This is a genomic window from Niallia sp. CD-39 (genome assembly GCF_059874745.1).
The window spans coordinates 78868-93322 of sequence record NZ_JCBCPS010000001.1 but is presented as its reverse complement, the minus strand read 5'-3'; the positions used below and the strand labels follow the sequence as shown (position 1 = coordinate 93322).

The following is a 14455-nucleotide window of genomic DNA, read 5'->3' as shown; positions in this document are numbered from 1 at the left end:
GATCTTAAACGTGTTTTCGTGATCTCAAACTACCTCACTTTGATCTTAAACGCGTTTTCGTGATCTCAAACTACCTCTTTTTGATCTTAAACGCGTTTTCCTGATCTCAAACTACCTCACTTTGATCTTAAACACGTTTTCGTGATCTCAATCTCACTGATTTTGATTATAAACAGGATTTCGTAATCTTACACTCGTTTACTTTTCTTTTCTATTTCATTAAATGCTTGATTAATGTTTCGATTAAAATCGGTGTTTCTACAAATCCGCTTCTCATATGAAGTCTTTCTGATCGCTGGTGTGCATCCTTCCCAAAAGGGCCTACATTTAATACCGGAGCGTCTAGCTTTCTCATGTCTTCAAATGGAATCGAATAGATTTCTCCCCATACTGGCATATTGTCCTTATAAACTTCCATGTCTTTATCTGTTCCGCTATAGGAGACATAGCTTAAATCACAAATTCCATTAAAATAATGCACTTGAGATATTTTTAATGAGAGCGTTGATGCTTTCCTTTTTAATACTTCGATGGCCTCTTTCACCAAAGGATCATGAGAAGAATTAACAGCAGGGTAATATGGTGGTGCAAATAAGATCACAATGGCTGGTGCTAATTCTTGGCATTCGATCATTAACTGATCTGCAATCCAAAGAGCTTTCTCCCGGTCATCTCCCTCTATCCTTTTCGCATCTCTTTTAATTCTTGAAACCATTTCCTTTCCTAACTTGGTTTGTGCATACTCATCAAGTGCATCGAAGCGAAGAACCCGAACTTTTCCTATCTGTTGTACTCCCTCTCGCTTACAAATAGAGTTATAAGCCTCGCTACATACAGTAGCTGCTTTGTTGGCGGCCTTCTCAAACAAATCCATCACTTCAGAAGGGGGTTTTTTCATCGTAAATACATTGTATAATCCTGATAAACGAAATGGAATTTGAGTGCTATAATCCCCGTTCATATCCCGATGAATGAGGCTAATCGGCAGAGGCGTTTTTTCACCTTGCTCTTCTTCAACAAAAGATGCATTCCATTCCATTTCCTGTGTGAAAAAAGAGGAAATAAAATTAGCTGTCATTCCTTTTAATGGTTCCCCCACATGCGATTCTTTCCCATAAAACAGAGCTCCGAGAAGAAGCTTACCAATCGTACCCGAATACACATAATGAAGATCATCACCAGGGTGCTGCGAAAAGGCTGGTTCACTGTTCAAAAATAATTTATATGATAAATTGTAAGTTCTTTGTAAATCGACCAAAACAGGAACAGCTCTTCTCATCCCATTCGAATTGACTTCTTCATCAGGTACAGTTAGCAATACAAGATTTATCGGCCAATCTTCACTGCTAGCTTTTTCAATTAGCTGCATATGCAAAGCAAGTCCCATTTTCATATCCATCGTACCACGACCAAATAAATACTCACCTGAAAGCAGGTCGCTTTTCACATCGCCCTTGAAGTGATCAATTCGTTCTAATAGCTTCTTCGTTAAGGCTTCTGGATGAAAGGCTAGTGGTGAAAGGTCACCATATTCATCTACTGCAACTGTATCAAAATGACTTATGAGAATAATTGTATCTTTTGCTTGTGCATGTTTATAAAGCCCGATCAATAAATCTGTCCCGTTGGCTGCTTCATACGTCCGCAATTGGTCAGGATGCTTAGAAAAGTAAGGTAGCTTCTCAAGCTGATGCTTTAGACGATGAGGAAAATCTCGCTCACCTTCCGATTGTGTACGGCTATCCCAACTAACAAGCTCGAGTAATAAGGTTTTGAGTTTATCTGGAGTGTCCCAAAATAATGTAGTCACTGCTGCCACCGACCTTTCTAAAAAAAATCACTGCCAAACTATTCTGCAGTAAATGTCCATTTCCCTTTGCATTATCGATATTTGGGATTTGTCTCAGCTAATTTCTGAATGAGGTGATAATCTTTTGATTTCTTCATTTGCACATCATAATCAAGTGCAAATTTTTCCAGTCTTTCATACATCTCTCCCTGTTTGAATCCTATCAGCCTTATATTCACCCCTCGATGCTTAATAACCTTTGTCCCTCTATACCCCCATCCGACGCGAAAGAATCTAATCAATTTTATTTCATTTGAAAATATTAGGCGAGAATAGATGGGCATAGAAAACCAAGTTATCGTATAGTGAATGTAGTCATTTCCGATATGAAATTCATACTCAACAAAAACAAAAAAAATGAGTATTAGTGACATCGCGATAAAAATGATAAGTTGGATAAAGCTATAAGATGAGAGTAATAATTGAAAGTTTAAAAGAAATATAAATAGCAATAAATAGGGTGTTTCTGTTTTGCTCTTATACATATTTACACCTCAAGTATTATGAAGTAGCGTTAATGAGGATAATTATACCATAATTACCAATATAACTCCTTATAAAAAAGGACATCCATTTTCGAATGCCCTAAAGTCTAACCTTCAATATAAATCAGACCAACTTTATTTAAGAATGATGCTATCCTTTAATGAAGCCACCTTTGTTAATGCCGTATTAATTTCTTCTGATGGTACACCAAAGTATGCTAATGAATCATGCAAGTGAGTAGCGATTGTATTGAATTCTTCTGGTTGGATGTTCATTCCTTCATGAGCTTTTTCCATTGAACGACCAGAATACTTATTTGGTCCGCCTAAAGCAAAGCTAATAAACTTTGCTTGATGTTGAATTTGTTTTTTCATATCCGTACCTTTAAAGTAATGGTTTACACTCTCGTCTTTAAGTACCTTTTCATTATAAAAATATTCTACTACCTTTTGTACAGCTTCAGCTCCACCGATCTTTTCGTATAATGACATGCTGTTCACTCCTAAATTTGTATTACAAACATATCCCCTATACGAATATTATAAATCAACAAAAAAGTATCATACGAGCAAAAAAATGAACATTTTATGAGCATTTATTTTTGAATACAGTCACATTCATATTGAACAAATCGATACTCTTTCAGAAGTTGCTCACCTTTAAACACTTTTACGATTGGAGCAACATCTGTTTTAGCCCATCTTTCAACTTGCTCATCTATGCTCTCATTCTCATTAACTTCATATTCATTCATATCAATGCAAAAGCCTTCATGTTCGCATGCATCATAAGTAATTGCTATCATATTATACCTCCTAAATACAAAAGAGCTACTTTATGCAGCTCGAGATTGTAGACAAAGTCGATTTCGACTTTGTCTACATTTTTTTCGCAGTACTTTTTGATAATAAGAAAAATCCCCAGAATGTCTTGAAAACGCTTGCCAGACTTGGCGTGTGGTCGAATGAAGACCCGAATAGAACACACGGTTCATGAGGGAACTTTGATGCCAAACAACGAAGTATGCGAGCGTTTGTCAACAGTCTGGAGCTGCTTTATGCAGCCCGTTATTACTTAATTATAGCTTGAGAACTTCCTCAGCAACAGTCTCAATTAATAATTGCAATTCATTTTCTGTAATTGTAAGTGGAGGGGATAGACTTAACACATTATTGTAGCCAGCCACTGTTGCACCATTCTTTCCAATTAATACGCCTTTTGTACGGCAGCCAGCAATTACTCTATTAAGCAATTCTACCTCTAGTGGCTCTTTCGTTTGTTTATCCTTCACAAGCTCAATTCCTATTAGCAAACCTTTTCCACGCACATCACCTACGTACCGATGTGTTAGCAGTTTCCCTTGAAGAAACTCTTTTGCTTTTTCTCCCTTATGTGCAGATTGTGTAAACAAATCTTCTTGTTCCATAATTTCTAAGTTTTTAAGTGCGACTGCACATGAAGCAGGACTGCCCCCAAAAGTATTAATATGACGAAAGTAATCGTATTGATCCTCACCTTTGAACTGATCGTATATTTCTTTTCGTACAGCAGTAGCTGATAAAGGCAAGTACGCACTTGTGATTCCTTTTGCCATTGTTACAATATCAGGCTTTACTCCATAATGTTGAAATGCAAACGGCTTTCCCGTTCTGCCAAAACCACAGATGACTTCATCGACAATCAGTAAGGCACCATGCTTTTCACAAGTCTCTTTTACTCCTTGTAAATATCCTTCTGGTGGGAGCAGAATTCCACCTCCAGTTATAATCGGCTCAATGATCACACCTGCAATCGTTTCGCTTAATTCCCATGTCATCACATTATCAATCGCTTTAACAGATTCTAACTGTGCAGGTGGAACATTGTCTAATTCTTGATATCGATAGGAGTCTGGTGGAGCAACATGCAAAAAGCCTTGGGCAAGAGGTTCATACTTGTATTTTCTTTGTGCTTGACCGGTTGCAGCTAAGGAAGCAAATGAGTTCCCATGATAGCCACGATACCTCGCGATAAATTTATGCCTAGATGCTTCTCCTCTTTGGTGATGATACTGCCTTGCCATTTTAAAGGCTGTTTCATTTGCCTCTGTACCACTATTCGAAAAGAATATCACATACTCATCGCCGAGCCATTCAGTTAATTTTTCTGCTAATTGAATCGCTGGGCTGTGACTTTGTGTTAATGGATAATAGGCCATTTTCTTTAATTGATCGTATGCTGCATCAGCGAGTTCTTGTCTACCATAGCCGATATTAACACACCATAGACCTGCCATCCCATCTAGAAATCGATTGCCATCTTGGTCAGTAATCCATGCGCCTTCCGCTTTCTCAACAATCATTGTATTGTCGGGTTGATAAGGTTTCATCGAATGCCACACATGCTTTGCATCTTTTTTTATTCCATTCGCTTCACTTTGTACTTCCGCCATTCATCTTCCCCCTCTACGTCATTCTCTCTACATTTATATGGAAGGAAAGAGTGAATATGCAATGCGTTTTTGATATGTGTACAAGGAATAGTATTGTTATTAATTTTAGTATTAATTTTAAAAATAGGAGAGCGAGTTTTATGGAAGTTGCTTTTTAGATATGGAAGAATGTCAGTTTTGCTGAACTATTACGAATTATAAATAAAGAAAGAAAAGAATGGAACTATGTTTCTATAACTGCAGGAATTACCGAAGAAATAATGTATAGAGGATATTTATTCTTTGTATTGGGTTATCTATTTCCTAACCTCTTTGATTGGTTCGTAATACTATCTGCTTCACTTTTTTGTTCGGACTAGCACATACATTTCAAGGATTCCTATCTGGAGTTATAAGGACTATTGTTTTTGAGGATACTATTTTCAATTTTCAATATGGCCTCTAATTATTTTACATTTTTTGATAGATCAGCCAAAAAATTAGGAAATCTTAAAGACAATGAATAAGACTTTACTTCACCTTTTAATAATGATTCATTAGCACTTTATTGTGAGGTTAGTCTTGATTCATTGCTTCAAAATGTACTATTTTCTCTTTTTAGGATATAGGAGCATTTTTAGTCAATACAAGGAAATTTGAACACAGCTATTTCTTTCTAATAAGTAGGAAAATGATGATTAAAAGAATAGGAACTATGATGACTAGTATACCAAAAGGAAAAACAGCCTCTTCTTCTAATATTTCAACATCTACGGTTGGTACTTTTCCTTCTCCAAGTGCAGAAATATCTTCAGTTGCTTGATCTGCCAACGCAGTGCGTGAACAAAGTGATACATCTAGCTTACCATCATACTCTTTTGCGTACACAATATACTTGCGATTTTCCTTAAAATTAAATCCACAGCTAGCTGATGAATTTGGAGAAAATACTTCAACTTGATTTTCCTTAATTCCTTTGTAAATTCTTTCGACGCTTAACACATACCTTATTGGATCAGCCGAGGAATTTTTCACTTTGCGTTCATCAACCTTCGTGACTGTACCAATAAACACAACATCAGCTCTCTCCAGTTCTTCCAACGGCGCACTAGGCTCCACACAAGAACATGCAAAAGCTTTATTCATTGGAATCAGCCCCATTAGAAGAAGCATTATAAGGCATGATCGTACGAACGTTTTCATTTTTTTACCTCCTTTTTACTGTAGACGTCAAAAAGAGGATTTCGTTTCAATTTAAAGCTCGTCCGGTAAATAATTTTTGTACATGACGATTGCATCATTGTTTAAGTGCAGGCAGTCCATTGTTCTTTCATTTGGATTAGAAAAAACGGTTGGATTGTCCCATTCTCCTTTATCAGGATTTACTTGAAATGCTAACTTTTCAGCTGATGTAGAAAACTGAGCATCCACACCAGGCTTGTTTCCACGAGCATCTAAACGTATCCATTTGTTAAGGTTTGAAAGATAGACAGCGTTCAAAGCATGAATAGAATAGCCTTTCTCTGGTGTGTCAAAGATCATTAATCTTTGATAGCAAAAACCTGTTGGGATTCCACTCCCTCTTAGAAGTGCGGCAAGAAGGTTAGACTTCGCATAGCAGATACCTTCTTTATGTAGGAGAACATCTGAAGCGTGGCATGTGACCCTAGTACTTTGAATATCCCATGAATGTGAAACCTCATCGCGCACAAACTCAAAAGCTGCCTGAACGAGTTCGATCTTATCATCAAATACACTTAACTTCTTTATTTGTTTTTGGATGAGTGGATGTGAAAAATTGATATACGGGGATTCTCGTAGATAATCTTCAATATTAGTAGATTCTTGATTCATAAGTATCCAATCCTTTTTATTTTATTGTACTTGATACGATACTAGCTTCCTATAAAAACTTTACGAGTTACTTTTTGAATATTGATGTTGCTAATTTTTCACTAAGAGTTGCTGATTTCTAACCAAAAGTTGCTGATTTCTCATCAAAACTTGCTGATTTCTAACCAGAAGTTGCTGATTCTTCACCCAAACTTGCTGATTTCTAACCAAAAGTTGCTGATTTCTCATCAAAACTTGCTAATTTCTCACCAAACTTTGATTCCTTGCCGAGAACATTTGTATCCACCATTATATGTCAAATTCCCAAACGAAAAACCCACCTGCCAATAGGTGGGCAATGAAACGATCATTTTACAACAATTGGTATGACTTTTTGGCCGACTGCTTTTATTACTTCTTTAGGGATTGGGAAGTTGGCAGCTGAGGGGTCTTTAGAAACAGCGATCTCTACTTTTTCTATATCTGCTTCCTCGATATTATAGCTTGAAAAGTCAGCAGGTAGACCGACTTTTTGTTGCAATGAACGTATTTTACCTACGACTTGTTTTAGCTTGGTTTCTGCATCATCAGTGTTGTTACCTTTCAGACGTAACGCTTCAACTAGTAGATCAATTTTTGGTAAGTACAATGATGGAATCATCTCCATCACGATTGGCAAGAATACGGCATTTGCTAACCCGTGCGGAATCCTGAACATTGCTCCATAAGCATGGGCAAAGTTATGAATTGGAATAGCACTTAATGCGTTGCTAAAGGCTGTGATGCCCATTAAACTCGCTTGTAGCATTTCCATTCGTGCATGAACATCTGTTCCGTTAGAAACTGCTGTTTCAAGATTTCTCTCAATGACTCGAATCGCTTGTAGAGCAAATGCGTCGGTAAGTACTGTTGCGGTTGGGGAGGCTAGTGCCTCAATCGCATGAGTTAGTGCATCAAACCCAGTAAACGCAGTAATTGAAGCTGGAAGTCCAAGTGTTAGATCCGGATCTAACACGGCTATATCTGAGCTAATAAATGGGTTGATAATATTTACTTTCTTTTGAATATCCTCATTAAAAATAACTGCAATCGGTGATACCTCTGAACCTGTACCTGCTGTAGTAGGAATTGAAATATGCGGAATTGGCATCGGTTGAGCATACGGCATCTGCTCATATACAACCCCTGTTGGAATCGCTTCCTTGATATCGTTTACTTCTTTAAACAATGCAAATTTAACTGCTTTAACTGTGTCTAGGACACTTCCTCCACCTACAGCGAGAAGTGCATCTGCATGAGCTTCTTTTGCATATTTAATCGCTTCATTTATGGATTTGCTTTCAGCATCTTGTTCTATATCAGTATATATCCCGACTAATTCAGGTCCAGATCCACGAGGTGTAAGTGAAAAAATTTCTGCAACCTTTGCTACAACTCCAGCATTCTCTAGCCCCTTGTCACTAAAGAGTACGATGCGCTTTGCACCCAACCCTCTAAACAACTCCGGCACGAGTGCTCGCGAGTTTGAACCGCTAAAAACAGCTGTTTTTAGCCAAAATTGAGTTGCATTTTCTGCAGTCATACTTTCTCCTCCTCAATTACACCAAATTCACTTTCCTTTGAACGATAAATATCTCCAATACTCTTGTCCTTTGCCCGAGCTAGTATATCCAATCGAACAGATAACTGTTTTAAAGTAAAATTCATCGTTTCATCAAGATCACTTCCAAACTCACTCACATTGCGATCCTCGAATCCTTCTTGATTCAGCTGTATCGCGAGTGGCGTCAGCTCAGCTATTTTATCCGTCACAATCTCGTATAAATGAGGATGCTCACAAATTAAACGTTGCAATAAAAATGTGCCATATCCGATATGCCTTGATTCATCTCGCTTTAAATATCCTATTCCTTCTAGTAAACCAGGCATTAACCTTGCTTTATCAAGAGCTTGATAGAAAGAGAAGTAGCCAGTTTCAGCTAATACGCCTTCGACGAACATATTGTATACAGTCGAAGCTTCTGCAATTGCCTCTGGGGATTGATCAGTAAGGAGACGATCCATTGATTGCGGCAAGATTTCATAAAAGATTTTCTTATAAGTTGCAGTATGAAAATGCTCTAGATCACCTTTTTCACCAAGTGCATTTAAGAGCAACCGGAAAAACTCTGTATGCTTCGCCTCTTCATAAAGAAATGTTGTTAAGTACATTTCTTCTTCTAATCGTCCCTCTTTTGCAATCGCCATCATTAAAGGTAGAAGGTCAAGGGTTACCGCTTCTTCCCCAGCTTGGAATTGTGAAATCAACCGTAAAATATCATGACGTTGTTCATCCGTCAATTGAACCCAATCTTCCTTATCTTTCGTAAAATCAATGTCAGTTGGATTCCAAACGCCTAAACGCTTTGCCTTTTGATAGAGTCTAAATGGAAATGAATCTTCATTTAACCCGCGTGAGCTCGTTGTTAAAATCGTTCTTTCTGACATTTAATTTCCCCCTTTAATAGAAAGCGTTTACATTTGTTTATAAGGTATTATTACCACCTATCAACCTTTCAACTTATTGTTCGATGAACCTATGCTTGGAGGTTTGGTAGTAAAAATGAGTCGGATGACATTCAACTACTAACTGTTCAGTATGTCATTCATTAATGATAGTCATCTTAATCGAATATGACATGTTTGGACTTTATAGCCTTCAATATTTGCATTTCATCTTCCAAAAATTATCACCCAGTAAAACAATATCCCACCTTCCTATTTAAATTCTTTAAAGTAAACGCTTCGTAGATATCAACTAATTCTAGATGAAAGACAATAACCCTTTAAAGAACCTTCGACAAATTCCAAGAAAAGCATTTTCATCTACCTATTCACGCCTAATAAACTCATAGTCAATTTCATGCTTATCAATATATTCAACTATCAAATGTTGGATATAATAAACATATGAATTTCCTTCCAAATAATAGACTGTTCCATCATTAAACGTGAATTCGTAATCATCTTGCGTATTCATACGATCTCGATAATGTGTTAGTTTGTCAACATCCTCCCAATTATAAATAAGCTTTTTATTCGAGAAAGGACTTGAGTATTTAATGTAGTCGCTGTTTAAAATGAAGAATGATTGTGTACCGAAATAAAACGGAACGAAGCTTATTAATAGAAATACGAGACCGATGATAAAGGATCTTACCTTAATATCCAGTAAAGAAATAATTAAAAATGCCAGAAAGACGAAGAAAAATCCCGCTGCATACAAATATCTAGTACCGTTTGGTAAGAACACTTGCCAATTGTATTCATGAAAGTGGAGGTCATCTGCGATGTTTTGTGGTAAAAAGATGAGTAAAAAGAATGAAGAAATTGCAATTACTATAGCTAGAGCTAAAAATATGTGCTTCTTTTCATGTAAGATCATCATTATACCTCCTTTTGTAATTGTTTGAATGTATTTACGGATAAAAATGGAAATGGTTTCATTAAAAAACGCCCAAAGGAATTTTCCCTTGGGCGAAAAATTAATTCTTTTTCATGAATGCCTCAATTTCCTCGACATCACGAATAAGTTCTGCGCTAAGAACATCATAACCATCTTCAGTTACAAGGACATCATCTTCGATGCGAACACCAATTCCTTCTTCTGCAATGTACAAGCCTGGTTCAATTGTTAACACCATGCCTGGCCTTAATACCATTTGTGTATAATCACCAACATCATGAGTATCTAAGCCGAGATGATGCCCGATTCCATGGTAATAATATTGATCAATTTCGTTTTCATCTTTAATTAATCCAATCTCTATCGCTTCTTCAGCTAAAACTTTCTTTGCGTGCTGGTTTAATTTTACGAACGGCAAACCTGGTTTAATTAATGCTGTCGTTTCGCGCAAAGCTTTGAGAACGATATTATAAATCGTTTTTTGACGTTCCGTGAATGTTCCATTCGCCGGGAAAGTATAGCTAATATCTGCACTATAATGTCCATGTTGTGCTCCAAGGTCTAATAATACTAGGTCACCATCATTTACAATATCATTGTTATCTTCATAATGAAGAACTGTTGCGTTTGCACCGCTAGCTAAGATCGTTGGAAAGCCTGATTCCTTTACACCATTGCTTTTCAATGTAAAATCAAAGTGGGCTTCTAATACATTTTCCATCATCCCTGGCTTACTGTTCTTCATCACATTGTAGATGCCTTCTTTTGTAATGCGAATCGCTTCTTTAAGATGAGCGATCTCTTCTGGACTTTTAATTGTACGAAGTTCACTAATGATTGGATAGATGTTTTTCAGCTGTACGTTTGGATTATTTTGTTTCAGATCATCGGCAAAATGCTGTGATTTTGTAAAATGATTACCTTCACTTCTTCGTTCAAGATCAAGATAAACACTCGGAGCTGTTGAGTGCATCAATTTACGGTTGAAGAACGCATGGAATTGATCAATGTACATGACTTTCTCGATCCCACTCACTTCTCTAGCTTCAACCTCTGAAATTGATTTTCCAACCCATTTCTCCATAACAGGATCGGGCTTTTTAATAAAAATGATTTCTTCGATTTCATTTGCATGTTTTTGAGCAAAATAAATCACATCTGCCTCATCAATACCTGTTATATAATAAAAATGACGATTCGGTGTGAAATGATAGTATGCATCTGCTGACTTATGTGGAGCTGTGCCAGCAAACAATACAAGCATATCACCTATTTCAAACTGTGTAAGAGCATTCTTACGATTTTGTGTGTGGAATTCTTTTGTCAACATATAAACCTCTCTTCTATCTATGTCTATTTTTATTATGTCTCTATCTATTATAGAAAGGTTTTCGGCATAACAACAGCAATTACTTCCCCAGTTGCACATAAAGTTTCATTTGCATATACCTCAACTGCCACTTTCCACTTTTTCGGATGAATTTCTTCAATTTCTCCATAAGCCTTTAACGGGACATGCTGTGGAGTCGGCTTTAAAAAATTCACATTAAGATTACCTGTCACAAAACGAGGCACTTCCGCCCCATCTCCTACTTCGTGTCCATTTTTACGATGCAATGCAAGTGCTGCAGAACCAGTACCATGACAGTCAATAAGAGAGGCAACAACTCCTCCATACACAAACCCAGGCTTCGCCATCTCATTTTCAGTAGGCATATAAATTGTAAGCGTTTTCTCTCCATGCCAACCTGTACGGAAGTGATGGCCTTCCTCATTTAGCCTTCCACATCCATAGCACCACGAAAAATCCTCAGGATACGTATCTTGAATCGCTAACTCAATTTTCTCTGTCATTTAATCATCCCCTCCTACAAGTATCTCTATAAAAATTCTAATGTATAAGAGAAACCTCCCTAAGGAAGGCTTCACTTTAATAGAAATAGGCACTCGGAAATGTCATTACATCAATCGTTTCACCAGTTTCAACATCAATGACTGTAATCGTAGCTTCGTAGTCATCGGACTTAACACCGTCGTATAATTGATAGTAAAGACTAAGTATCCCTAAATTGTAAATAGTTGAACGATCTGTACTTTTTTCATAGCCAATCTTAATTACTTTTACATCAATCTCTTTGAGGTTATCACTAATTTCAATATCTTGTACAGAGATGTAATTTTCGTTATCAACTAAAAGCTTCGCAGTATTTCTTATTTCAACTTCAATTTCCTGAAGCAATTCGTTATGTTTTACACGAGACATATTGTATGTAAGTGAACCATCATCATTTTGCTTAATATCTGTAATGCCTGATGCTTTTGCTTCAGCTATAACAGCATCAACATCCTGACCTTCTAACATTTCAAAAGGAAGAACCATCTCTACATTCTTTAATCCTTTTGATACAGAAATGGCTGATGTATCTTCATTCTTTGAAGAACAAGCAGTCAAAATGATCAACAAAACGAATAGTGCAATACCTAGTTTTCTCATCAGTAAAATCCCCCAGTTCCAACAATAAGACCTGTTCATTTTATCATAATTTTACTAATAATAAAAATTTTCTTTCTCTATTAGAAAACGACATAAATATTTCTAAATGGTATACCAAAGCTTATCGTATTTAATCCGATCATAACTGTTTATTTCAATTCCTTTAATTTTCACATCCGCTTCAATTGAAACAGTCGTTTGTCTTTCATATAAATAGATCACATGGTATTCATTGAGAATGTAAATTTCAAGCTCTCGTAAACGCTCGTATGCTTGTTGAGTAGAGCTACTCGACAAAATTCTTTCTACCATTAAGTCGGTATGATGACGAGCTTCTATCGGCATTGTTTCGTAAATGAAGTTTTGCTTCCCACAAAACACCTGAATGACTGAAGCAAGGATATCTCCTGCAATTGAGCACCCTGCAATCACAAGCTCTGTTTTATTCAAGACTTCTGGCTTTGTTAATTTATCATAATCGACTATTTCTGTATGTACGATTAAACCGAATCTAGCAAGATGTTGTTTTAATAATTGGATTTCATATCCTAGGTGCGCATTATGACGTAGACAGGTTGAAGTTAATGTTAGCTCATATCCATCAAATCCATTCTCACTAAACCAATCTCTTGCTAATTGTTCATCTGCATTCTGACGCAATGGAGTCCCGTCTCGAATAAAGAACCCATCTGGTTGCCATATCTTATAATGAGGGTGCTCAGAAAAGAGCTGATAACGGTTAATCGCATATGATAAATATTTAGGAAAATCTGGATGATTATGAGGTCCTTCCTTTTGACGATTGACAACAATAAATGTTCCTCCACGATCGTGCTGTGGGAAGTCATACGTTTTTGATTCTACCGTTTTCTCATTCTTTAGATGATAATGAATCCCGTCTCTGCTTGGCAGCTCACCTTTTGGAAGCCTATACAATTCGATTTGATCCATTTGTGGACGCAATTGATGATACTGATCAAATGCTTCGAGTCGCAAATAGTTTTGCTTATGCTCTGCAACACGATACGGGCCAGTACCTATTGGTCGCCTATCAAAATCATAGTCTGCCATTTCTTTCGTATGAATTGGCATGATCATTGCTCTTGAATCAGTAAACAAATGTAGAAATAGATGGTTTGGCTCATGCAAATGAAACGTCAATATATAGCGTGAATCAATTGAAATTTCAGAAATAAGTTGTAGTAACATCGTCTTCCACTTGTTATGACTGATCGCTCGCCACATCTCCACATTAACCTGAATCGTTTTAGCTGTTAATTGTGTACCGTCATGAAAAGTAATGCCTTTTCTTAAATAAAAGCGCCACTTCCTTCCATTATCAATTTTTTCATAGCGATGGATCAGTTCGAACTTATAGTCAGCCAAGTCATAATCAAACGACAATAAGCGATTGTATACATGAGAAATAATATGACCTTCATGTCTTGTTAATGCTTTATGCGGATTAAAAGTATTAACTGGAAAATAATATGGATAGCTTAAAACATCCAGCTTCGTTTCATTTACATGCTCTGGCTTCCAAAGGAATTGACTTTGCAATGTTTTTATAAAAGATTCTTCTAGCTCTGTTTCCTCCATTTCTTTTAGAGCCATCGCAATATTCCCACTTTGAATCAATTGCTTAATTTTTTCTTCCTTTAGTGTTTGTTCGTTATAGTAAAAGACAATTTCAGAAGGATTGCTTCTACCTGTACTAGCCCTCCAGCCAATCCATTTCTTTTCTATTAAATGTTTGATGATCGTTTTCGCATGCCTTTCACTGCAACCTAATACATTCGCGATCTCATAAATAAATAGATGGTCTTTTGAGCTGAAATGCTTATAAAGGGTGAAATAATGATCCTCTAGCTTCATCCCCTTTTCCTCCTTTCTTCTTAAAAGGGTGAACGAAATGAATACAGAATTTTGAGTCTTTTT

14 protein-coding genes are annotated in these 14455 nt (G+C 36.7%); 1 reads left to right on the top strand and 13 read right to left on the bottom strand.

Going from position 1 to position 14455, the window contains the following annotated elements; genetic code table 11:
• Positions 1 to 211 precede the first annotated feature (211 nt).
• From AC6F34_RS00515 to AC6F34_RS00500, 4 genes are all read right to left on the bottom strand, one after another.
• Positions 212 to 1810 (bottom strand): M20/M25/M40 family metallo-hydrolase, encoded by a 1599-nt coding sequence (locus AC6F34_RS00515; RefSeq protein ID WP_500767878.1) that lies wholly within the window; start codon positions 1808 to 1810, stop codon positions 212 to 214.
• Positions 1811 to 2469: 659 nt separating this feature from the next.
• A complete protein-coding gene (locus tag AC6F34_RS00510; protein ID WP_500767876.1) occupies positions 2470 to 2826 on the bottom strand; it encodes a group I truncated hemoglobin in 357 nt (118 codons plus the stop codon).
• 104 nt (positions 2827 to 2930) lie between these two features.
• Positions 2931 to 3140: a hypothetical protein gene (locus tag AC6F34_RS00505; protein ID WP_500767874.1), complete on the bottom strand. Its 210-nt coding sequence runs from the start codon at positions 3138 to 3140 to the stop codon at positions 2931 to 2933.
• 273 nt (positions 3141 to 3413) lie between these two features.
• On the bottom strand, positions 3414 to 4766 hold the full coding sequence (locus AC6F34_RS00500) for an aspartate aminotransferase family protein (RefSeq protein ID WP_500767872.1): 1353 nt from the start codon (positions 4764 to 4766) through the stop codon (positions 3414 to 3416).
• Positions 4767 to 5026: 260 nt separating this feature from the next.
• Here AC6F34_RS00500 and AC6F34_RS00495 point away from each other — a divergent pair, with 260 nt between their 5' ends.
• Positions 5027 to 5125: a hypothetical protein gene (locus tag AC6F34_RS00495; RefSeq protein ID WP_500767870.1), complete on the top strand. Its 99-nt coding sequence runs from the start codon at positions 5027 to 5029 to the stop codon at positions 5123 to 5125.
• Positions 5126 to 5411: 286 nt separating this feature from the next.
• Here the strand turns inward: AC6F34_RS00495 and AC6F34_RS00490 are convergent, their stop codons facing one another.
• The 9 genes from AC6F34_RS00490 to AC6F34_RS00450 form a co-directional block, all read right to left on the bottom strand.
• Positions 5412 to 5948, bottom strand: a complete 537-nt coding sequence (locus AC6F34_RS00490; RefSeq protein WP_500767868.1) for a hypothetical protein — start codon at positions 5946 to 5948, stop codon at positions 5412 to 5414.
• Positions 5949 to 5999: 51 nt separating this feature from the next.
• Positions 6000 to 6605 (bottom strand): transglutaminase-like domain-containing protein, encoded by a 606-nt coding sequence (locus AC6F34_RS00485; protein WP_500770071.1) that lies wholly within the window; start codon positions 6603 to 6605, stop codon positions 6000 to 6002.
• Positions 6606 to 6945: 340 nt separating this feature from the next.
• A complete protein-coding gene (locus AC6F34_RS00480; RefSeq protein ID WP_500767866.1) occupies positions 6946 to 8160 on the bottom strand; it encodes an iron-containing alcohol dehydrogenase in 1215 nt (404 codons plus the stop codon).
• Complete coding sequence (locus AC6F34_RS00475) at positions 8157 to 9065, bottom strand: R2-like ligand-binding oxidase (RefSeq protein ID WP_500767864.1); 909 nt, start codon at positions 9063 to 9065, stop codon at positions 8157 to 8159. Before AC6F34_RS00475 ends, AC6F34_RS00480 begins: the two co-directional genes overlap by 4 nt.
• Positions 9066 to 9447: 382 nt before the next feature.
• A complete protein-coding gene (locus AC6F34_RS00470) occupies positions 9448 to 10002 on the bottom strand; it encodes a hypothetical protein (RefSeq protein ID WP_500767862.1) in 555 nt (184 codons plus the stop codon).
• 100 nt (positions 10003 to 10102) lie between these two features.
• Positions 10103 to 11350 (bottom strand): aminopeptidase P family protein, encoded by a 1248-nt coding sequence (locus AC6F34_RS00465; RefSeq protein ID WP_500767860.1) that lies wholly within the window; start codon positions 11348 to 11350, stop codon positions 10103 to 10105.
• 50 nt (positions 11351 to 11400) lie between these two features.
• On the bottom strand, positions 11401 to 11877 hold the full coding sequence (locus AC6F34_RS00460) for a PaaI family thioesterase (RefSeq protein WP_500767858.1): 477 nt from the start codon (positions 11875 to 11877) through the stop codon (positions 11401 to 11403).
• Positions 11878 to 11953: 76 nt separating this feature from the next.
• Complete coding sequence (locus AC6F34_RS00455) at positions 11954 to 12517, bottom strand: hypothetical protein (protein ID WP_500767856.1); 564 nt, start codon at positions 12515 to 12517, stop codon at positions 11954 to 11956.
• A 102-nt stretch (positions 12518 to 12619) separates the two neighbouring features.
• A complete protein-coding gene (locus AC6F34_RS00450; protein WP_500767854.1) occupies positions 12620 to 14392 on the bottom strand; it encodes an ABC transporter substrate-binding protein in 1773 nt (590 codons plus the stop codon).
• Positions 14393 to 14455 lie beyond the last annotated feature (63 nt).

Coding starts and splice junctions, on each gene's coding strand:
- AC6F34_RS00475 (WP_500767864.1), bottom strand. CDS start 9,065: ATGTCAGAAAGAACGATTTTAACAACGAGCTCACGCGGGTTAAATGAA.
- AC6F34_RS00500 (WP_500767872.1), bottom strand. CDS start 4,766: ATGGCGGAAGTACAAAGTGAAGCGAATGGAATAAAAAAAGATGCAAAG.
- AC6F34_RS00495 (WP_500767870.1), top strand. CDS start 5,027: ATGTATAGAGGATATTTATTCTTTGTATTGGGTTATCTATTTCCTAAC.
- AC6F34_RS00455 (WP_500767856.1), bottom strand. CDS start 12,517: ATGAGAAAACTAGGTATTGCACTATTCGTTTTGTTGATCATTTTGACT.
- AC6F34_RS00480 (WP_500767866.1), bottom strand. CDS start 8,160: ATGACTGCAGAAAATGCAACTCAATTTTGGCTAAAAACAGCTGTTTTT.
- AC6F34_RS00505 (WP_500767874.1), bottom strand. CDS start 3,140: ATGATAGCAATTACTTATGATGCATGCGAACATGAAGGCTTTTGCATT.
- AC6F34_RS00460 (WP_500767858.1), bottom strand. CDS start 11,877: ATGACAGAGAAAATTGAGTTAGCGATTCAAGATACGTATCCTGAGGAT.
- AC6F34_RS00510 (WP_500767876.1), bottom strand. CDS start 2,826: ATGTCATTATACGAAAAGATCGGTGGAGCTGAAGCTGTACAAAAGGTA.
- AC6F34_RS00470 (WP_500767862.1), bottom strand. CDS start 10,002: ATGATCTTACATGAAAAGAAGCACATATTTTTAGCTCTAGCTATAGTA.
- AC6F34_RS00450 (WP_500767854.1), bottom strand. CDS start 14,392: ATGAAGCTAGAGGATCATTATTTCACCCTTTATAAGCATTTCAGCTCA.
- AC6F34_RS00490 (WP_500767868.1), bottom strand. CDS start 5,948: ATGAAAACGTTCGTACGATCATGCCTTATAATGCTTCTTCTAATGGGG.